Origin of the sequence: Promicromonospora sp. NPDC050262 (genome assembly GCF_040655935.1) — a bacterium.
Taxonomy (GTDB): Bacteria; Actinomycetota; Actinomycetes; order Actinomycetales; family Cellulomonadaceae; genus Promicromonospora.
In genome coordinates this window covers 14,009-32,129 of record NZ_JBFAKX010000001.1, presented here as the reverse complement: position 1 = coordinate 32,129, position 18,121 = coordinate 14,009, and the positions used below count along the sequence as shown (strand labels likewise).

General features: G+C 73.2%; 16 protein-coding genes. 10 read left to right on the top strand and 6 right to left on the bottom strand.

Annotated features, from left to right (window positions below; translation table 11 throughout):
• Nucleotides 1–28 precede the first annotated feature (28 nt).
• The 4 genes from AB0I29_RS00145 to AB0I29_RS00130 all read right to left on the bottom strand — a co-directional run bounded on the left by AB0I29_RS00145 (nucleotide 29) and on the right by AB0I29_RS00130 (nucleotide 4,670).
• Complete coding sequence (locus AB0I29_RS00145; protein ID WP_357476590.1) at nucleotides 29–1,132, bottom strand: DNA primase small subunit domain-containing protein; 1,104 nt, start codon at nucleotides 1,130–1,132, stop codon at nucleotides 29–31.
• Nucleotides 1,133–1,141: 9 nt separating this feature from the next.
• Nucleotides 1,142–1,756, bottom strand: a complete 615-nt coding sequence (locus AB0I29_RS00140) for a hypothetical protein (protein ID WP_357476587.1) — start codon at nucleotides 1,754–1,756, stop codon at nucleotides 1,142–1,144.
• A gap of 65 nt (nucleotides 1,757–1,821) precedes the next feature.
• Complete coding sequence (locus AB0I29_RS00135; RefSeq protein WP_357476584.1) at nucleotides 1,822–3,897, bottom strand: DUF349 domain-containing protein; 2,076 nt, start codon at nucleotides 3,895–3,897, stop codon at nucleotides 1,822–1,824.
• Nucleotides 3,894–4,670, bottom strand: coding sequence for a peptidylprolyl isomerase (locus AB0I29_RS00130; RefSeq protein ID WP_285102423.1), 777 nt, complete (start codon nucleotides 4,668–4,670; stop codon nucleotides 3,894–3,896). The genes AB0I29_RS00135 and AB0I29_RS00130 overlap by 4 nt, the downstream gene beginning before the upstream one ends.
• A gap of 204 nt (nucleotides 4,671–4,874) precedes the next feature.
• On the opposite strand from AB0I29_RS00130, the gene AB0I29_RS00125 reads away from it, so the two are divergent.
• Genes AB0I29_RS00125 through hisS form a run of 3 tightly spaced genes read left to right on the top strand, consistent with a single transcriptional unit; the run spans nucleotide 4,875 to nucleotide 7,090 of the window.
• Complete coding sequence (locus tag AB0I29_RS00125) at nucleotides 4,875–5,537, top strand: MBL fold metallo-hydrolase (protein WP_357476579.1); 663 nt, start codon at nucleotides 4,875–4,877, stop codon at nucleotides 5,535–5,537.
• Nucleotides 5,534–5,680, top strand: coding sequence for a hypothetical protein (locus AB0I29_RS00120; protein ID WP_357476577.1), 147 nt, complete (start codon nucleotides 5,534–5,536; stop codon nucleotides 5,678–5,680). The genes AB0I29_RS00125 and AB0I29_RS00120 overlap by 4 nt, the downstream gene beginning before the upstream one ends.
• A 30-nt stretch (nucleotides 5,681–5,710) precedes the next feature.
• Nucleotides 5,711–7,090: a histidine--tRNA ligase gene (gene hisS, locus AB0I29_RS00115; RefSeq protein WP_357476574.1), complete on the top strand. Its 1,380-nt coding sequence runs from the start codon at nucleotides 5,711–5,713 to the stop codon at nucleotides 7,088–7,090.
• A gap of 82 nt (nucleotides 7,091–7,172) precedes the next feature.
• Here hisS and AB0I29_RS00110 read toward each other — a convergent pair whose 3' ends face one another.
• Nucleotides 7,173–8,324, bottom strand: coding sequence for an endonuclease (locus AB0I29_RS00110; RefSeq protein ID WP_357476571.1), 1,152 nt, complete (start codon nucleotides 8,322–8,324; stop codon nucleotides 7,173–7,175).
• A 270-nt stretch (nucleotides 8,325–8,594) separates the two neighbouring features.
• Between AB0I29_RS00110 and AB0I29_RS00105 the strand changes: the two genes are divergently transcribed.
• From AB0I29_RS00105 to AB0I29_RS00090, 4 genes are all read left to right on the top strand, one after another.
• Nucleotides 8,595–9,233 carry a hypothetical protein gene (locus tag AB0I29_RS00105; RefSeq protein WP_357476568.1) on the top strand — a complete coding sequence of 213 codons (639 nt, stop codon included), beginning with the start codon at nucleotides 8,595–8,597 and terminating at the stop codon, nucleotides 9,231–9,233.
• A 78-nt stretch (nucleotides 9,234–9,311) separates the two neighbouring features.
• Nucleotides 9,312–10,424, top strand: coding sequence for an Rv2578c family radical SAM protein (locus AB0I29_RS00100; RefSeq protein ID WP_357476566.1), 1,113 nt, complete (start codon nucleotides 9,312–9,314; stop codon nucleotides 10,422–10,424).
• A complete protein-coding gene (locus AB0I29_RS00095; protein ID WP_357476563.1) occupies nucleotides 10,424–11,440 on the top strand; it encodes a phosphotransferase in 1,017 nt (338 codons plus the stop codon). The genes AB0I29_RS00100 and AB0I29_RS00095 overlap by 1 nt, the downstream gene beginning before the upstream one ends.
• A gap of 86 nt (nucleotides 11,441–11,526) precedes the next feature.
• A complete protein-coding gene (locus AB0I29_RS00090) occupies nucleotides 11,527–12,126 on the top strand; it encodes a GNAT family N-acetyltransferase (protein WP_357476560.1) in 600 nt (199 codons plus the stop codon).
• A 102-nt stretch (nucleotides 12,127–12,228) separates the two neighbouring features.
• Here the strand turns inward: AB0I29_RS00090 and AB0I29_RS00085 are convergent, their stop codons facing one another.
• Complete coding sequence (locus AB0I29_RS00085) at nucleotides 12,229–13,443, bottom strand: pyridoxal phosphate-dependent aminotransferase (protein ID WP_357476557.1); 1,215 nt, start codon at nucleotides 13,441–13,443, stop codon at nucleotides 12,229–12,231.
• Nucleotides 13,444–13,634: 191 nt separating this feature from the next.
• Here AB0I29_RS00085 and AB0I29_RS00080 point away from each other — a divergent pair, with 191 nt between their 5' ends.
• From AB0I29_RS00080 to AB0I29_RS00070, 3 genes are all read left to right on the top strand, one after another.
• A complete protein-coding gene (locus AB0I29_RS00080; protein ID WP_357476554.1) occupies nucleotides 13,635–14,621 on the top strand; it encodes a hypothetical protein in 987 nt (328 codons plus the stop codon).
• Nucleotides 14,618–16,327: a hypothetical protein gene (locus AB0I29_RS00075; protein WP_357476551.1), complete on the top strand. Its 1,710-nt coding sequence runs from the start codon at nucleotides 14,618–14,620 to the stop codon at nucleotides 16,325–16,327. Before AB0I29_RS00080 ends, AB0I29_RS00075 begins: the two co-directional genes overlap by 4 nt.
• 77 nt (nucleotides 16,328–16,404) lie before the next feature.
• Nucleotides 16,405–18,111: an insulinase family protein gene (locus AB0I29_RS00070; protein ID WP_357476548.1), complete on the top strand. Its 1,707-nt coding sequence runs from the start codon at nucleotides 16,405–16,407 to the stop codon at nucleotides 18,109–18,111.
• Nucleotides 18,112–18,121 lie beyond the last annotated feature (10 nt).

Here is an 18,121-nt window from a genome sequence, read left to right as displayed (position 1 = left end):
CACCGGCCGTGGCGCTGCCGCGGGCGGGTCACTCCGCCGCGGCGTCCTTGCTCCGGTCGCGGTCCTTGTCGCGGCTGGGCTGGACCCGCTTGGGCTCGCCCGGCATCTTCGGGTACTCCGGCGGGTAGGGCAGGTCCTCCAGGCCGTCGGCCTCGTCGCGCGCCGCCAGGTCGAGCGCGGCGTCGAGCGAGCAGTCCAGGGCCGGGTCCCGGTCGGCGCGCAGGGCGGCGAACAGGTCGCCCCGCTCGGCGAACCGGCCCGGCGCGGTGAGCACGTCGAAGTCGTCGGGGTGCACGTGGGGCACCTCGTCCCAGTCCAGCGGCATCGACACCGTCGCCCGGCCGTTGGCCCGGATCGACCACGCGGAGGCGATGGTGCGATCGCGGGCCATCTGGTTGTAGTCCACGAAGATCGCCTCGCCGCGCTCCTCCTTCCACCAGCGCGTGGTGACCTTGCCGGGCAGCCGGCGCTCCAGCTCGCGCCCGATCGCGATGGTCGCCCGCCGCGCCTCGATGAACGTCCACCGCGGCTCCAGCGGCACGAACACGTGCAGCCCGCGGCCGCCCGACGTCTTGGGGTAGCCCCGCAGGTCCAGCTCGCCGAGCAGCTCCCGCAGGTGCGGCGCCACGGCGGCGGCGTCGGAGAAGTCCGTGCCCGGCTGCGGGTCCAGGTCGATGCGGAGCTGGTCCACCGCCTCGACGTCGTCCCGCCGCACCGGCCAGGGGTGGAACGTGAGCGTGCCCATGTTGGCCGCCCAGGCGACCACGGCGGGCTCCGTGGGGCAGACCTCGTCCGCCGTGCGGCCCGACGGGAACGCGATGGTCGCGGTCTCCACGTAGCCCGGGGCGCCCTTCGGGATGCGCTTCTGGTAGAAGCCGTCCCCCTTCGGGTCGTCCGGCTTGGGCATGCGCGTGGCGAGGTGCGCGCCCTCGTGCCACCCCTTGGGCCACCGCTCCAGCGTGGTGGGGCGGTGGAGCAGGGCGCCGGTGATGCCGTCGGCGACGGCGACGAAGTACTCGACGACCTGGAGCTTGGTGATGCCTCGGGGGAAGACGACGCGGTCCGGGCTCGTCACGCGCACGGTGCGGCCCGCGACGTCGAGCTCCACTGCGGGTGTCTTGGATCCGGCCATGGACCGAACCTAGCCCGCCAGCAGCTCCCGCGCCGCAGAAAGCGCCCGGTGCGCCGCCGGGCGGCCGACCACACGGGCCCGGCGGTCCAGCAGGGCGGTGGCCTCCCGGAGGTCCGCCCCGGCCCGCGCGAGGGCCACCAGGACGGGCACGGCGGCCTCCTGCGGGGCGGTGCAGGCGACGTCGACGGCGGTCCGCACCCGCCGGGTCACCGGTACTCCCGCGAGGTGCTCGGTGTCCCGCCCGAGACCCGGCGCGCGGCGCGCGACCTGCCCCGGGCGCGGGACGGGACGATGGGTGTCGGGGGAGTAGGCCAGCTCGACCGGGGCTCCGGCCGGCCAGGCGGGCGCCACGACGCCGTCGTACAGGCCCGTGTGGACCCACGCCGCGGTGGCGGCGCCCAGGACGCATCGAGCGGGCACCTCGGGTGCGAGCGCCAGTGCGCGGTGCGCCGGGCCCACCACGGAACCTGCGGCGACCGCCGCGCCGTCGTGCAGCTCGACCAGCGCGCCCGCACGGCGCAGCTCGGTCCACGCCACCGGTCCGCCGACGTGCGCCGGGGTCACGACGAGCGGCGGCGCCGTCGGCTCGGGGTCGAGCAGCGCGGCGAGGGACGGGAACGGCATGCGCAGAACCTACGCGCAGCGGGCCCGGTCGCGCAGAGCGCGAACGGGCCCGCTGTGGACAAGCATCAGCCCCGGGAGTCCTCCGCGGCCTTGACGACCTGCTCCAGCCACGAGCGGCGGGCCGCCACGGCGGCCTCCAGCTCGGAGACCTTGCGCTTGTCGCCCTTGGCCTGCGCCTCCGCGAGGTCCGCCTCGAGGGCCGCGATCGCGGACTCGAGCTGCGCCGCCGCACCCTCGGCGCGCGCACGCGTCTCCGGGTTGGTGCGCTTCCACTGCGCCTGGTCGGCGTCGCGGACCGCGGTCTCGACCGCGCGCAGGCGGGCCTCGATGCGCTGGATGTCGCCGCGGGGGACCTTGCCGGCCTCCTCCCAGCGCTCCTGGAGGCTGCGCAGGGCGGCCTTGGCCTTGTTCAGGTCCTTGACCGGGAGCAGCGCCTCCGCCTCCTCCAGCAGGACCTCCTTGACCTTCAGGTTCTCGCCGTACTCCGCGTCGATGACGGCGTTCTCGGCGTCCCGGGCCTGGAAGAACCGGTCCTGCGCGGCCCGGAACCGGGCCCACAGCGCGTCGTCGTCCTTGCGGGACGCCCGGCCCGCCGCCTTCCAGCGCGTCATCAGGTCGCGGTACGCACCCGCGGTGTAGCCCCAGTCGGTGCTGTTCGACAGCGCCTCCGCCTCGGAGACCAGCTTCTCCTTCTCCGTCTTCGCGGCGCTGTTGCGCTGCTCCAGGTCGGCGAAGAAGTGCCGGCGCTCACGGTCGAACGCCGTGCGGGCGTGGCTGAACCGCTTCCAGAGCGACTCCTCCGTGGGGCGGTCGATACGCGGCCCGGAGCGCTGGGCGTCCTTCCAGCGGTCCAGCAGCGCGCGCAGCTCCTCGCCCGCCGGGCGCCACTGCATCTTGCCCGGGTCGGTCGCCGCGATCTTCTCGGCGGCCTCCACGATCGAGGTGCGCGACGCGACGGCCTCCGCCTTGGCGGCGGAGCGTGCCTGCTCCAGGGCGGCGCGGCGCTCCGCGGCGCGGCCCCGCAGGGCCTCGACCCGGGTCCGCAGGCCCGCCAGGTCGCCGACGGCGGCGGGCTCGGCGGTCTCCTCGCCGAGCTTCTGCAGCGTCTGGTCGATCTCGCGCACCGACAGGTCCGCGCTCTCCAGCCGGGCCTCGAACAGGCCGACCTTCGCGCTCAGGTCGAGGTAACGCCGCACGTACAGGGCAAGCGCTTCCTCGGTCGTGACACCGGGGAACTGGCCCACGACGCGCTCGCCGTCGCCGTCGTTGACGTAGACGTTGCCCTCGTCGTCGACACGGCCGAACTTCTCCGCCTCGGCGTGCGCGACGGCGTCCGCGGCCGCGGGCACCACGGGTGTGGGCGCCGTCGCCGGGGCGGCCTGCGCCACGGGGGCCGACGGTGTGCCCGGCTTGGGCGCACGCGGCCGGGCGAGCGCGGCCGGCGAGGGGATCGCCGACGGCTTCGGGGTGGCGGGCTTCGGAGCGGGGGCGGCGGCGGGGGCCTCCGCTGCCGGTGCCTCCGCTGCCGGTGCCTCCTCGGCGGGGGTCTCCTCGGCGGGGGTCTCCTCGGCGGGAGCCTCCTCGGCGGGAGCCTCGGCCTCGGGGGCCGGGGCCTCCTCGGCCGCAGGCTCCTCGGCCGCCGGCTCCGCTGCCGGAGCCTCCTCGGCAGGAGTCTCGGCCTCGGCGGCCGGTGCCTCCGCCGCCGGTGCCTCCTCGGCAGGTACCTCCTCGGCGGGTGCCTCGGTCACAGCGGCCTCGGTCGCGGGAGTCTCGTCCGCGGCGGCCTCCTCGACGGCCTCCTCCTCGGCGGGGGCCTCTGCCTCGGCGGCAGGAGTCTCCTCGACGGCAGCCTCGGTCGCAGCGGCGTCCTCGGCGGGAGCCTCGGTGACCGCGGCGGGCGCCTCCTCGGCGGGAGCGTCCTCCGCGGGAGCCTCGGCCTCGGCCTCGGGAGCTTCCTCGGCGGCCGGCTCCGTCGCGGGGGCCTCGGGGGTCGCCTCGGCGGCGTCCTCCTCGGCGGCCGCCTCGGGCGCCTCGCTGACCGCCTCGGCGGGTGCCTCGGCTGCGGTCGGAGTCTCGGCCACGGGCTCGACGGGCGCGTCCTGCTGGACGGGCTCGGTCGAGCGAGAAGTGGGTTCGCTCACTGGGTCTCAACTCCTTCGATGGTGACCGGGGTGGCAGGCTCACCGTCTGGTGCACCGTCTACCGCGCCCGTGTCAGCGACTGCTTGGACAAAGTCCAGGCCGGATGTGATCGTGCCGAAGACCGTGTACCCGCCGGCTGTGTCGGAGGGGATGGTCGAATCCTCGTAGACGAGGAAGAACTGGGAGCCCATGGACTCTGCGTCGTCGCCGCGCCGCGCCATCGCGACGGTGCCCGCGGGGTAGACGTCGTCCTCCGGGGCGTTCTCGACGGGGCCGAAGGAGTAGCCCGGGCTGCCGGAGCCCGTGAAGGTCGGGTCGCCGCACTGGAGCACGAAGATGCCCTGCGTCGTGAGGCGGTGGCAGCCGGTCCCGTCGAAGTAGCCGCCCTGGGCGAGCGTGACGAAGCTGGCGACGGCCTGCGGCGCGGCCGCGCCGTCGAGCTCGAGCACGATGTCGGCGGTCGTGTCGCCCGAGCAGGCCTGCAGCGTGACGGTCCAGGTGCGGTCCTCGGCCACCGACGGGTCGGCGAGCTCGTAGGTGTCCCGTGCCTCCTCGACGCCGGCCGGGCAGTCGGCGGTGCCCCCGCCCGCCTCGGGCGCACCCGAGTTGATCAGCGCGGCGATCACGAAGGCGCCGACGAGCGCCAGCACCGTGAACAGTGCGACCAGGGTCCACAGGCGCTGCTTCTGCGCGCGCTTGGCCGCCTGCCGCTGCGCCCGCTTGTCGGCCTGCCTGGCCTGCTGCGCGCGCTGCCGCTGCTTGGTGGAAGCCACCGCGTTCCCTTCCCCGTGCTCTCTCGTGCTCGCCCCGACCCGGGGCGCGGTCACGCTGGACCGATTCACCTGATGGATCCGGGGCGAATCACCCCGTGCGGGGACAGTGTAGGCATCGGATGCCAGGTCATACTGTCTGAGCGCCGCCGGCGACGGGTGAAGAAGCCTCTGCCAGGGCCGACGCGAGCCGTTAGCGTGGGCCCCGTGGAGCTTCGTGTCGTGGTCGCGCCGGTCTTCGGCACCAACTGCTGTGTCGTGTCCGCGGGCGCGGACTGCGTGGTGGTGGACGCCGGCGCGGGGGTCGCCGACGCCGTCGGGCGCCTGCTCGACGACACCGGCCTGACGCCGCGCGCCGTCCTCGCGACGCACGGCCACGCCGACCACACCTGGGACGCCGGGGCACTGTGCGCGCGGTACGGGATCCCGATGCGCCTGCACGAGGCCGACGCCTACCGCCTCGCCGACCCGTTCGGCACGCTCAGCCCCGCGCTGGAGACCGCGCTCGGGCTGCACCGCGACGACTACCGGGCGCCCGACCTGGTCGAGCCGTTCGCCACGCCCGGCGGGTCCGCCGAGCTCACGTTCGGCGACGTCACGCTGCACGCCGTGCACGCGCCGGGCCACACCGAGGGGTCCACGCTCTACCGCCTCGACGGCGAGGTGGTCCTGACCGGCGACGTCCTGTTCGCGGGCTCCGTCGGCCGCACCGACCTGCACGGTGGCTCGGACCGGGTGATGGGCGCGACGCTGCGCGACGTCGTGCGCGGGCTCGACACGGCGCTCGCCGTCGTCCCGGGGCACGGGCCCGCCACCACAGTGGCCCGCGAGCTGGCGACCAACCCGTTCCTCGCCGGGGACGGCACGTGAGGGCGCCGGACCTGTCCCGGGTCTGGCCCGAGCACGGGAGCTGGACCGGCGTGAAGGTGCTGCGCCGGCTGGCGTGGCACGAGCGCGGCGAGCTGGACGTGCTCGCCGGGCTGGTCGACCAGGCTGTGGAAAACCCGGGCTGACGGGTCGCCGCTCGTGGGAAGATCTGAGGCATGGCAAAGCCCACTCCTCTCTCCGGTTTCCCTGAATGGCTCCCTGACGGTCGCATCGTCGAGCAGCACGTCCTCGACACGCTGCGCCACACCTTCGAGCTGCACGGGTTCGCCGGGATCGAGACGCGGGCCGTCGAGCCGCTGGACCAGCTCCTGCGCAAGGGTGAGACCTCCAAGGAGGTCTACATCCTGTCCCGCCTCCAGGAGGAGGACGGCGCCGCCCGCTCCGGCTCCGAGAAGCAGCTCGGTCTCCACTTCGACCTGACCGTCCCGTTCGCCCGCTACGTGCTGGAGAACGCCGGCCGCATCGCGTTCCCGTTCCGTCGCTACCAGATCCAGAAGGTGTGGCGCGGCGAGCGCCCGCAGGACGGCCGCTTCCGCGAGTTCGTCCAGGCCGACATCGACATCGTGGGCGCGGGCGAGCTGCCCTACCACTTCGAGGTCGAGGCACCGCTGGTCATGGCCGAGGCACTCGGCGCACTGGGCGAGATCGGCCTGCCGCCGGTCCGCATCCTGGTGAACAACCGCCGGGTGGCGGAGGGCTTCTACCGCGGCGTCGGGCTGGACGACGTCGAGGGCGTGCTGCGCCAGATCGACAAGCTCGACAAGATCGGCCCGGAGAAGGTCTCCGAGCTGCTGGTCACCGAGTGCGGTGCCACCGACGACCAGGCCAAGGCCTGCCTCGCGCTCGCGTCGATCTCGGGGTCCGACGTCGGCGTGATCGACGAGGTGCGGGCGCTGGCCGAGTCCTACGGCGCCGTGACCGAGCTCCTGGAGACGGGCCTCGCCGAGCTGGGCGCGCTGATCGCCGCGGCGGCGCAGCGCGCGCCGGGCGTGGTCGTGGCCGACCTGAAGATCGCGCGCGGCCTCGACTACTACACCGGCTCGGTGTACGAGACGGTGCTGGTGGGGCACGAGCAGCTCGGTTCGGTCTGCTCGGGCGGCCGGTACGACACGCTCGCGTCCGACGGCAAGAACACCTACCCGGGTGTCGGCCTGTCGATCGGCGTCTCGCGCCTCGTCTCGCGGCTGCTGTCCGCCGGCCTGGTGGAAGCGACGCGTTCGGTGCCGTCCGCCGTGCTGGTCGCGGTGGCGTCCGAGGAGGAGCGCGCGACGTCCGACGCCGTGGCCGCCGCGCTGCGCGCCCGGGACATCCCGGTGGAGGTCGCGCCGAGCGCCGCCAGGTTCGGCAAGCAGATCAAGTACGCCGACCGGCGCGGTATCCCGTTCGTCTGGTTCCCGGGTTCCGCGGGGGAGGACGGCGTCGTGGGCGCCGACCAGGTCAAGGACATCCGCTCCGGCGACCAGGTCGACGCCGACGCCGCGACGTGGGCCCCGCCGGCCGAGGACCGCTGGCCGCGGGTGGTCCCGCAGGGCTGACCGCCGGCCGGCCGGTGCCCCGCCGGCCGACCTGAACCTTGCGCACCCGCCTCGGATGACGAGGCGGGTGCGCACCCGCCGGTCACCAGATCGACTCGGCCCACTCCGGGTGGTCGATGAACGGGTTCCGGTTGTGCTGCCAGTCGCCGTAGATGATGTCGTTGCGACGGATCTCCGCTGCTGATACGGGATCGGCGGCGTGCCAGGCGAGCAGTACGGAGATCTTCCCGTGCAACGGCACCGAGCCGTTCGAGGTCGACTCGTTCAGCTCCAGGTTCGGCCAGCCGTCATCGCCCTCGTACCTGATCGCCATGTAGAAGAGCGCGCGTGCGACGTCGCCCTTGAACTGGTCGGCGGGTTCGAACGAGTTGGAGTCGGTGAAGCAGTCCGGGCACTCGGAGACGGCCGAGCCGCCGTTGTCGAAGTCCTTGTTGCCCCGGGTCGAGTTCACGGTGACGTCAGTGGGCCGCAGGTGGTGCAGGTCGGTGCCCGGGCCGGTGGCCGTGCCGAAGTCGCCGTGGCTCTGGGCCCAGGTGTGCTCTCGGTTCCAGTCGTCGGGGTCGCCGCCGTTGAGCGTCTTCGAGATCGACTCGCCGGAGTAGAACTCGATGACGTTGTCCGGGTTGCCCGAGTCCTCGTCGGTCTCCTGGAGCGCGGTCCAGACGGTCGCGTAGCTCACGCCGGTGTGATCGTCGATGATGCCGTGCAGGGCCGAGCGCAGCGCTGTGCCGGTCCTGCCCGCCGCCGCGTCGTAGTAGCCGGTGGGGATCGCGCCGCCACCGCCACCCCCGCCGTTGCCGACGACGGCGAACGTGGTGCCGTCCTTGAGCCCCGGGTGGGCGAAGTACGACGTCAGGGCACCCGTGACGTCGAGCTGCCTGCCCATCAGGGCTGGGTTCGACGCGAGACCGAAGCTGCTACGGAATGCGGCGGGGATCTGGACGTAGACCATGCGCGAGGTGCTGCTCTCGCCAGGGGCGTCGGCCAGGGCAAGCGCGTAATCGTTCGGGAACCCGCTGGTGACGACTGTGCTGGTGGCAGTCGGCTGCCCGACGACATACCCGCGCACCGTTGCGGACGAGCCGTTCTGGGTGGCGATCGCCGACGCGACCGTGATCGGGGTGGCCGCCTGGCCGGACGCGGCCAGGCGGACCTGGGCTGCCGTGACCAGCACCAGGGTCAGGGCGAAGCACACCAGGGCGAGCGCCGTCGAACGCGCGGTCACTTTCTGCATTGCTCGACCGTAGCGGGGTAAATGATGGCAGTCATGGCTTATAGGTAAAATCTGCGCAAAAAACGACTCGGGCGTCAGAGGTCGCCCTCGATCGTCACCGTGCGCAGGTCCGGGGGTGACCCGGTGGGTGAACTGGAGCACGTTGTCCGGTTTGCCCGGAGTCGCGAAGGCGCCTTCGGCTAGCCTCGCGATCGGTGTCGATGAGACTCCGTATGTGAACGACGCCGCCGGCCGCCTCTCGGGGCCCGCGGCGGGCCGAGGGGACAGCCGATGACAGGTTCGGGACGCGTCGACGACGGGGTGCTCGGCGAGCACTGGGAGCAGTCGCTCGTCGGGGTGACGGGCGCGGCTGGTGCGCCGGCCGCGGCACCCGTGAGACGACGTCGCATCCGGGCTGCCGGGAGGCTGGTCCGGACGCGGTGGGCGCGGAACCCGCACCGCGCGGTGCGCGAGCACGCGGGCGCCGCGGACGACAACCGGCTGCACGCGCCGCGCCGGGCGCGCCGCCGGTTCTCCGTGCCCGCCATCGTGCTCGGCGCGAGCCTCGCGGGGTCCACCGCGGTGCTCGCGCTCGGCCCGGTCGAGGCCGAGCGCGTCGCGCTCGGCTGCCCGGCCGGCGTGTCCGTCGACTGGGTGGACCAGTACCGCGATCTCCTCGGCCTGCGCCTGCCCGACCCGAGGGACCACCTCGCGGTCACGGCGCCGCCCGGCTCGGTGGTTGCGGTGACCTTCACCGACGCCGACGGCGCCGCCTACCCGACCGTCCGCGACGTCGTCCCCGGCGACGGTGTCCTGACCGTGGAGCCGCCACGCGCCCTGTCCGCGACCGAACGCGCGCAGTGGCGCGTCGCGGCCGTGGTGTCGGCCGACGGGGACCCGGCGGCGACGTGCGAGGCGCCGCTGCCCTGACGGGCCCGTTCCCCCGAACTCGTCCCGGCGACCTGTGGACAGCTTGACGTCTGCTCGAACAAGTGTTCGAATCGGATCATGCGTTGGCAAGGTCAGGCGATCTCGAACGACGACGGCGCGCTGCCCGGGCTCGAGCTGCCCGGGCTGCGCGGCGCCGGGCTGCTGCGTACCGTCCGGTCACCCGAGTTCGCGGGAGTCACGTTCCACGAGGTGCTCGCCAAGAGCGCGCTGTCGAAGGTGCCGGCGGCCTCCCAGATGCCGTTCCGCTGGACAGTGAACCCGTACCGCGGATGCAGTCATGCCTGTTATTACTGCTTTGCCCGAAATACCCACGAATATCTCGACCTCGACGCCGGACACGACTTCGACTCCCAGGTGGTCGTCAAGGTCAACGCCGACCAGGTGCTCCGGGCCGAGCTGGCCAAGCGCACCTGGAGCCACGAGGCCGTCGCGCTCGGCACCAACACCGACCCGTACCAGCGGGCCGAGGGACGCTACCGACTCATGCCCGGCATCATCTCGGCGCTCGCGGACTCGGGCACGCCGTTCTCGATCCTGACCAAGGGCACGCTGCTGCGGCGCGACCTGCCGCTGCTCGTCGAGGCCGCACAGAAGGTCGACATCGGCCTCGGCGTCTCGCTCGCGTTCGCCGACACGCCGTCGGGCAGGGAGCTGCAGCAGGCCGTCGAGCCCGGCACCCCCACGCCGAAGGCCCGCCTCGACCTGATCCGCGCGATCCGGGCGGCGGGCCTGCCGTGCGGCGTGATGGTGGCGCCGGTGCTGCCCTGGCTGACCGACTCGCTCGCGCACCTCGAACGGCTGCTCGACAACCTGGTCGAGGCCGGCGCGACCGGCGTCACCGTGCTGCCGCTGCACCTGCGACCCGGTGCCCGCGAGTGGTACCTCGGCTGGCTCGGGCGAGACCACCCGCACCTCGTGGAGGGCTACGGCCGCGTCTACGCGCGGGGCGCCTACGCGCACCGGGGCTACCGCGACTGGCTCTGGGAGCGGGTGCGTCCCCTGATCCGCGAGCGCGGGCTGGGCGGGGCTGCGATGCACCGCGTCGACGCCGCCGGCGGTGAGCAGCACGCGGAGGGGGACTACCCGCGTGGCGCGTTCACCGGCGTACGGTCCGACGGCGCCGGCGCGGCGTCCGTCGGCGCGGACGTCGGGAACGAGACCCTCTTCTGATGCAGCCCCCGACCCCGCGCGTCGACCCGCGCCTGCCCGGGTACCTCCTGGAGCCACTGACGGGCGGGTGGTCGGGGGAGACGTTCCTCGCGGTCCCGTCGCCGGGGTCGGGCGGCGGGGATCGGCTCGTGGCCCGGTTCTTCACCGACGCGCGGCACGCCCCCGCGGCGGCTCGGATCCAGGCGGCGCTGCTCGACCGGGTCCGCGCCGTCCTGCCGGTCCCGGTCGTCCGTGAGGTGCACGACAGCGACGGGGTACTGCCCGGGCTGCTCGTGGCCGAGCTGCTGCCGGGGGAGCGGGGCGACCTCGTCCTGGCGCGCCTGGTCGCGGAGCAGAGGGAGCGCAGGGAGCGTGGGCGGCCGGAGGGCGGACCGCCGGAGTGGGGACGCCGGACCGAGGACGATCTCGGCGTGCTGGGCCGATCGCTCGGCCGGGTCGCGGGAACGCTCACCGCGACGCCGATGCCGCGGACCGGCCTGTTCGCCGGCGCGGACCTGCGGATCGAACCGTTCGATCTCTGGCTGCCCGACTGGGTCGACACCCACGCGCGGGGCCTGGCCGAGGCCGGCTGGTCCGACGGCGAGGTAGCCGGTCTGCGGAAGGTCGCCGAGCGCGCCGCCGTCGACCTGGAGGGCGCCGCGACCTGCCTGGTGCACAGTGACCTGAACCCCAAGAACGTGCTGGTCGACCCCGCCACGTTCCAGGTCACCGGCGTGCTCGACTGGGAGTTCGCGCACGCGGGACACCCGGCCACGGACCTGGGCAACCTGCTGCGCTTCGACCGGGAACCGTCCTTTGTCGAGGGCGTCCTGGACGGCTGGTCCGCCGCCGTCGGTGCCCCCGCCATCGGCCCCGGCGCCACCGACCGGCGTCGGGCCGTCGACCTCGCCCGGTCCGCCGACCTGGTCGCACTGATCGAGCTCGCCACCCGACCCGTGGCCAACCCGGTGGTGCGCCAGGCCCGGGCACACCTGCTCGCCATCACCTGCACGGGCGACGTCCACGCCGCTCCCTGACCGGTGGGCCGGTCCCGGCGCGGCGGTCCGGTCCTCGTCGCTGGAATCGCAGACCGTCACCGGCGGGTGGGACCTATCGTGTCGGCATGGCTGAGCTCGCCCCGTACACGATCACCCCGGGCACCCTCGCGGAGCTGGCGCAACCCACGCTGCCGCTCCAGGACGGCGCACGGCTGCGGCCCTGGAGCGACGCGGATGCCGTCGCCCTCCAGGCCGCCTACGCGGACCCCGACATCCAGCGCTGGCACGTGCGCCGGGTCGACTCCCCGGACGAGGCACGCGGGATGATCGCAGGCTGGCAGCGGGCGTGGGCGCAGGAGCGGCGTCTGGAGTGGGCGGTCGCCGCCGCGGACGGGACGCTGCTCGGGCGGCTCGCCCTGAAGGACCTCGAGCTGTTCGACGGCGTTGCCGAGGTCGCCTACTGGACCGTCCCGGCCGCCCGGGGCCAGGGCGTGGCGCCGCAGGCGGTCACGGCGGCGAGCGCCTGGGCGTTCGACGTCGGGTTCCGGCGGCTGGAGCTGGAGCACTCGACGCTCAACCCGGCGTCCTGCCGCGTCGCGGAGAAGGCCGGGTTCACCGCGGAGGGGACCCGTCGCGGGGCCGCGCGGCACGCGGACGGCCACCACGACATGCACGTCCACGCCCTGCTGGCCGACGCCGCGGCCGCTCTCCCTCTTGAGGCCTGAGTTTCTTCGCTTTGCGCGGCAGCAAAGCGAAGAAACCTAGGCCTCAAAGGGGAGGTCGGCCGCGAGGTGAGGTTGGTCGCAAGGGGAGGTCGATCGGAGGCGTCAGGCCCGCACTTCCTCCAGGTACTCCGCGATGCGGCCGATCGCCTCGGTGAGCACGTCGACGTCGGGCAGCGTCACCAGGCGGAAGTGGTCGGGCTCGGGCCAGTTGAAGCCCGTTCCGTGCGTCACCAGGATCTTCTTGGCGCGCAGCAGGCCGATCACGAAGGCCTCGTCGTCCTTGATCGGGTACATCTCCGGGTCCAGGCGCGGGAAGCAGTACAGAGCGCCGCGCGGGCGCACCGAGGTGACGCCCGGGATCTCGTTGAGCAGCTTGTCCGCCAGGATGGCCTGCTCGTAGAACCGGCCGCCGGGCTGCACCAGGTGGTCGATCGACTGGTAGCCGCCCAGCGCCGTCTGGATGGCGTGCTGCGCCGGCACGTTGGCGCACATGCGCATGTTCGAGACGAGGGTGAGCCCCTCGATGAAGTCGCCGGCGCGGTGCTTGGGGCCCGAGATCATGGCCCAGCCGGACCGGTAGCCGCAGATCCGGTACGCCTTGGACAGGCCGCTGAACGTGATGCACAGGACGTCGTCGGCGGCGAACGTGGCGGTGTGATGGTGGGTGGCGCCGTCGAACAGGATCTTCTCGTAGATCTCGTCGCTCAGGAGCACCAGGTCGTGCTTGCGCGCCAGCTCGGCCAGCCCCTTGACGGTCGACTCGCTGTACACCGCGCCCGTCGGGTTGTTCGGGTTGATGATCACCAGTGCCTTCGTGGCGGGCGTGATGCGGGACTCGATGTCCTCCAGGTCCGGGTTCCACCCGTTGGACTCGTCGCAGCGGTAGTGCACGGGCGTGCCGCCCTGCAGGCTCACGGCCCCGGTCCACAGCGGGTAGTCCGGCGCCGGGACGAGCACCTCGTCGCCGTCGTCGATCAGGGCCTGCAGCACCATGCTGATCATCTCGGAGACGCCGTTGCCGATGTAGACGTCGTCCACGTGCGTGTCGATGCCGTGCGACTGGTAGTAGTGCGCCACGGCGGTGCGTGCCGAGTAGATGCCGCGGCTGTCGCTGTACCCCTGCGCCTGCGGCAGGTGGTGGATCATGTCCGCCAGGATCGCCTCGGGCGCCTCGAACCCGAACGGCGCGGGGTTGCCGATGTTCAGCTTGAGGATCTTGTGACCCTCGGCCTCCAGGCGGTACGCCTCCTCCAGGATCGGACCCCGGACGTCGTACCGGACGGACTTCAGCTTGCGGCTCTGCCTGATCTCTCGCACCCGCTCATGGTCGCAGGTCCGGTGCCCTGCCCGTGCACCCTCGCCCCGGGTCGAGATGACCGTTCCGAGTGCTTTTGGGAAGTTCACCCGGGCTGCGGTCCGATTTCGCCCGGGCAGGTCCGGCGGCGCCAGTAATCTCCGGTCGGGCACCGACGCCCCCAGGATCCCGACCACCCCCGGACAGGTAACCGATGGCCACCACGCGCGACGCGGCGCCGACCGCGACCTTCTTCGACCCGCTGGCACACGTGCCCGACGGCGCCGCCCTGCGGGCGGCCCGTGACGCTGGCGACCCGGCGGCGGCGCTCGCGGTCGTCCGCGGCCTCACCGTGCCCGACGACATCGCGGCCGCGCTGTGGGAGATCGCGGACACGACAGCCGGTGTCACGGACGAGGCGCAGCGCCTCACGGCGGCGATCGAGGCCGCCGACGACGGCACGCCGCTCGCGCGTACCCTGCGCGCGGTCCGGTACGTCACGGTGGGCTGGGCCATCCGGTCGCACGCGCGCGCGGAGCACGTCTCGGCGAGTCAGTTCGAGCAGTTCCACGACTGGCTCCGGCGGGCCGAGCGCGTCCTGTTCGACGTGTGCTCGGAGCACCCCGGCTACTTACCGGCCTGGGAGCCCCGGATCACGACGGCTCGTGGCCTGCAGCTCGGGCATGGTGAGGCGCGACGCCGGTACGACCGGCTCGCGGCGCTCGACCCGCAGTTCTTCGCCGCGCAGCGGGTGTACCACCAGCAGATCCTGCCCAAGTGGAGCGGGTCGTGGGAGGAGGCGTCCCGGTTCGTCGAGGAGTGCGCGGCCGACGCCGCACCTGGAGCCCTCGGTCCGGCTCTCGTGGTCGACCACGCGATCGAACGGTGGCTCGACGGCGAGAAGAAGGTCCCGTCCGCGATGGTGGACCGGGTTCGTGAGGCGGCCGCCGCCACGGTGCTGCATCCCGACCACTCCCGTACCGCGGCGACGGCGACGGCTCACGCGAACTTCGCGTTGTTCTTCACGATCGCCAAGGTGCCTGCCGAGGCCTGGCCGCACTTCGAGGCCCTCGGGAACTCGCCCGTCGAGGGGATGTGGGGCTACTACGACGTCCGGGCCGAGGTGCCCTACAAGGTGCAGCGGGACAACGCCGCCAAGGCCGCAGCCAAGGTCTCCGCTCGTTCGGGCGTGCCGGCATGACGATCTCCGCGCTTCCGGACCTGGCGGACTTCCCTGGTGTCGCGCTTTCCGAGTCCGACGGGGTCCCTGTGCTCCTTGCTCCGCGTGAGGGAAACCTGGGCGCGGGGATCGTCTTCCGCGTCGGCACCGCGCACGAGACCCTCGCGACGTCCGGCATCACCCACCTGGTCGAGCACCTCGCACTGCGGGGGCAGGTCCTCAGCGAGGCGCACCTGAACGGACAGACGCACGCTGATGTCACGGTGTTCCATGTGGCCGGATCGGTCCACGACGTCGTGTCCTACCTGAACGATGTCTGCGCGTCGTTGCAGGACCTGCCGCTCGACCAGATCGAGACCGAGAAGGACATCCTGCGGTCCGAGGCGGAGGGCAGGAACCCGGGCTTCGGAGGCGCGCTGCGTGTCAACCGGCACGGGGCGCGCGGCTACGGACTGGCGGGGTACGGCGAGCGGGGCCTCGACCGGATCACGCCGGCCGAGGTACGGCAGTGGGCGGCACGGATGTTCACACGTGAGAACGCGGTCGCCTGGGTCACTGCCGACGCGCTTCCCGCGGGCCTGGACCTGAGCCTGCCGTCGGGTGAGCGCATGTACCCGCCCGCCGTGACCGACGTGCTCCAGGGCACACCCGCGTATCTGTCCGGGCTACGGGACGGCGTGTCCCTCGACGCGTTGGTGCCGCGAGGATATCCGGCGCTCCTGGCGACCGGGGTGGTCCGGGAGGTGCTGCACCGCGACCTGCGCCGTAGCGCCGACATCGCACAGTCCTTGAGCGTGTCCTACGACCACCTGGACGATGAGCTCGCGCGGGTCTCCGTTGTCGTGCGGGCGGCCGAGGGGCGCCAGGACGCTGCGGCCGGTGGCCTGGCCGACGCGCTGGGCGGCCTCCGGTTCCACGTGACCGAGGACGACCTGGCCGCGGCCCGCGAGGGGATGCTCGAGGAGATGGCGGAGGCTGCGGCAGCGCCTGCCGCCGACCTGCTGCCGTCGCTCGCCTACCGCATGGTGACCGGTCGAGACCTCGACGGTTCGGACCAGGCTCGCGCCGCCGTGGAACAGGTGTCGGCGAACGACGTCCTCGGCACGATGCGCGAGGTATGGGGCAGCGCGCTCTGGTACGGGCCGGCACCCCTGGACTGGGCCGGGATGGCACCCGCCCCGGAGCAGTCACCTGCACTTGCGAAGGGGCGGTCCTACCCGCGCATCGACGTGCCGGACGTCTCGCTCGTGATCGGTCCTGACGGTGTCGGGAGTGCCTCGCCCGACGGCGTCGTGACGGTCCTGTTCGCCGACTGCGTGCTGATGGAGACGGTGCCCGACGGCGCGCGAGTGCTCACCGGGGCCGACGGGTTCCGGGTCGTGATCGAGCCGACGCTCTATCGCTCCCTCACGGTGGCTGACATCGCCGCGTCCGTCGACCGGCACGTGCCCGAGGACGTCGTGGTGCACCATCCCGCACGCGCCCCGCAGGACATCCCGGTTGCTGTGCCGCCGAAGAAGGCGGGCAAGGTCGCGCGCTCGGTGTGGGGGACCATCGAGCGTCTGATCGCGCTCTGGTTCGGCGTGTTCGTCCTGTTCGTCGTCGCGGAGCTGATCGCGCGGGAGCTTTTCGGAGCCGAGCTGCGCCTCGGCTTCCTTCCCCTGCTCGTCCTGGTGGCGACCACTGTCCAGCTCCTGCGCAAGCGGCACGGGAAGGGGGAGCGATGACCGGCGTTATGCGCGAGCTTCCCCGGACCCTTTTCGCTCGGCGCCCCGGCCGTGTCGCCGGAGGTCTCGTGTTCCGCGTGGGCCTTGCCGACGAGACGCTCGCCACCAGCGGCATCACCGCGCTGGTGGTGGCGCTCGCCCTGCGCTCGGTCGAGCGGCCGGGTCTGGACATCACTGCCTCGGTCGGCCCTGTCGTGACCCACGTGCGGGTGAGCGGCTCCGCCGAGCGCGTGCGAACGACGCTCCGGGACCTGACACATGCCCTGGCGAACCTGCCGGTGCAGCACCGCGAGACCGAGACACGTGCGCTCGACGAGCGGCAGACAGATGCAGTCGGGGTCATGGCCTGGCGGTACGGGTTCCAGTCGTACGGCCTGGGCCCGGGGCAGCACGTGGGACTCCACGGCGCGACCGCCACCGATCTCCGGTCGTGGTCCGCCGAGCGGTTCGCGAGCTCCAACGCGGTCGCGTGGTACGCGGGTGACGAGGAGCCCGACCTCGGCCTGGCGTTGCCGGCCGGAGGGCTCGCCGCAGCACCCTGTCCGCCGCCGGCTGTCCCGGAGCCGGTGCTGTCACTCCCCGCCGAGGCTCCGGCCGGCGGCCCGAACGTCGTGTGGGAGGTCGTGGCCCCGGACGTGCCCGCGCTCCAGGTGCTCGCCGAGGTGGCCCGTCGGACGCTGTTCCGGCGCATGCGCCAGGACCAGGGCTGGACGTACGACGTCTCCGCCGCGATCGGCGTGCTCGACGGGCGGGAGGCCACGCTGCGGATCGCCGCGGGGCTGCGACCGGAGACGGCCGCCGAGGCCACAGGCGAGTTCCTGGACACCCTGGGTCGGCTGCGGTACTTCGTCGCCGAGGACGATGTCGCGGCAGCGCGTGCGCACCTGCTCCTGGCGTTCGACGAGCCCCACCAGGAGGCGATGTGGCTGCCCGACGAGGCCCTGCTGACGCTGCTGGGACAGCCCGTCCCGTCGCCGGCCAAACGGAGAGCGGCGATCGCCGAGGTCACCGCCGCCGACGTCGTCTCCCTGGCGCGCGCCGCCTGGGACACCGGGCTGCTGGTCGCGCCGGTCGGGTCCGGTTGGGCCGGGACCGCCGTCGCGCGGCGGGGTGCGGGTGAGGCCGTCACCGGCCGCGCCTTCGAGCGCATCGACGTGGACGCGACGATCGTCGTCGGGGACCACGGCGCCACGCTCCGGGACGGGCGGACCCGGACGACCGTCCGGTTCGCCGAGACGGCCGCGCTGCTGGCTCACCCCGACGGCGGGCGCCTCCTGGTCGCGCTTGACGGGGCGCGGATCCCGTTCGAGCCCACCCTGCACGACGACCTCGACGCGTCGACCGTCGCCGAGCTGGTGGACCGGCACGTGCCTGAGGAACTGGTCGTGCCCGTTCCCCGCGCGACGGCACCGGAGCGTCCCGACAAGGAACGGATCAAGCAGGCGGGCCGGGCCCGCGCCGACCGGGAGGTCGAGGAGGACGGGATCCTGCGCACCGCCGGAGCCGCGGTGGCAGGCACCGGCAAAGCCGTGCTCGAGCTCGGCAAGCTGGCCGGCATCCTCGCCCTGGTCCTCGTTCTCCTCGCCGCCGTCGGCGGCACGCTCTTCTCCGGCGTGCTGCTCATGGTCTGGATCGGCAGCCTGCTCGACGGCGAGCGGGACTGGCTGACTCTCGCCGTCGTCGTGCCCGCGGGTCTGGCCTGCGCCGGCGTCACCTGGCTCACCTACAATGCGGTCATCCGGCTGGGCGGCGAGGACCAGGGCAAGGCGGACGACGCCGGCTGACGCCCGGTGG

Bases quoted from the DNA above. Each gene is read 5' to 3' on its own strand.
- AB0I29_RS00145 (WP_357476590.1), bottom strand. From the start codon at position 1,132: ATGGCCGGATCCAAGACACCCGCAGTGGAGCTCGACGTCGCGGGCCGC.
- AB0I29_RS00140 (WP_357476587.1), bottom strand. From the start codon at position 1,756: ATGCCGTTCCCGTCCCTCGCCGCGCTGCTCGACCCCGAGCCGACGGCG.
- hisS (WP_357476574.1), top strand. From the start codon at position 5,711: ATGGCAAAGCCCACTCCTCTCTCCGGTTTCCCTGAATGGCTCCCTGAC.
- AB0I29_RS00110 (WP_357476571.1), bottom strand. From the start codon at position 8,324: ATGCAGAAAGTGACCGCGCGTTCGACGGCGCTCGCCCTGGTGTGCTTC.
- AB0I29_RS00105 (WP_357476568.1), top strand. From the start codon at position 8,595: ATGACAGGTTCGGGACGCGTCGACGACGGGGTGCTCGGCGAGCACTGG.
- AB0I29_RS00100 (WP_357476566.1), top strand. From the start codon at position 9,312: ATGCGTTGGCAAGGTCAGGCGATCTCGAACGACGACGGCGCGCTGCCC.
- AB0I29_RS00095 (WP_357476563.1), top strand. From the start codon at position 10,424: ATGCAGCCCCCGACCCCGCGCGTCGACCCGCGCCTGCCCGGGTACCTC.
- AB0I29_RS00090 (WP_357476560.1), top strand. From the start codon at position 11,527: ATGGCTGAGCTCGCCCCGTACACGATCACCCCGGGCACCCTCGCGGAG.
- AB0I29_RS00080 (WP_357476554.1), top strand. From the start codon at position 13,635: ATGGCCACCACGCGCGACGCGGCGCCGACCGCGACCTTCTTCGACCCG.
- AB0I29_RS00075 (WP_357476551.1), top strand. From the start codon at position 14,618: ATGACGATCTCCGCGCTTCCGGACCTGGCGGACTTCCCTGGTGTCGCG.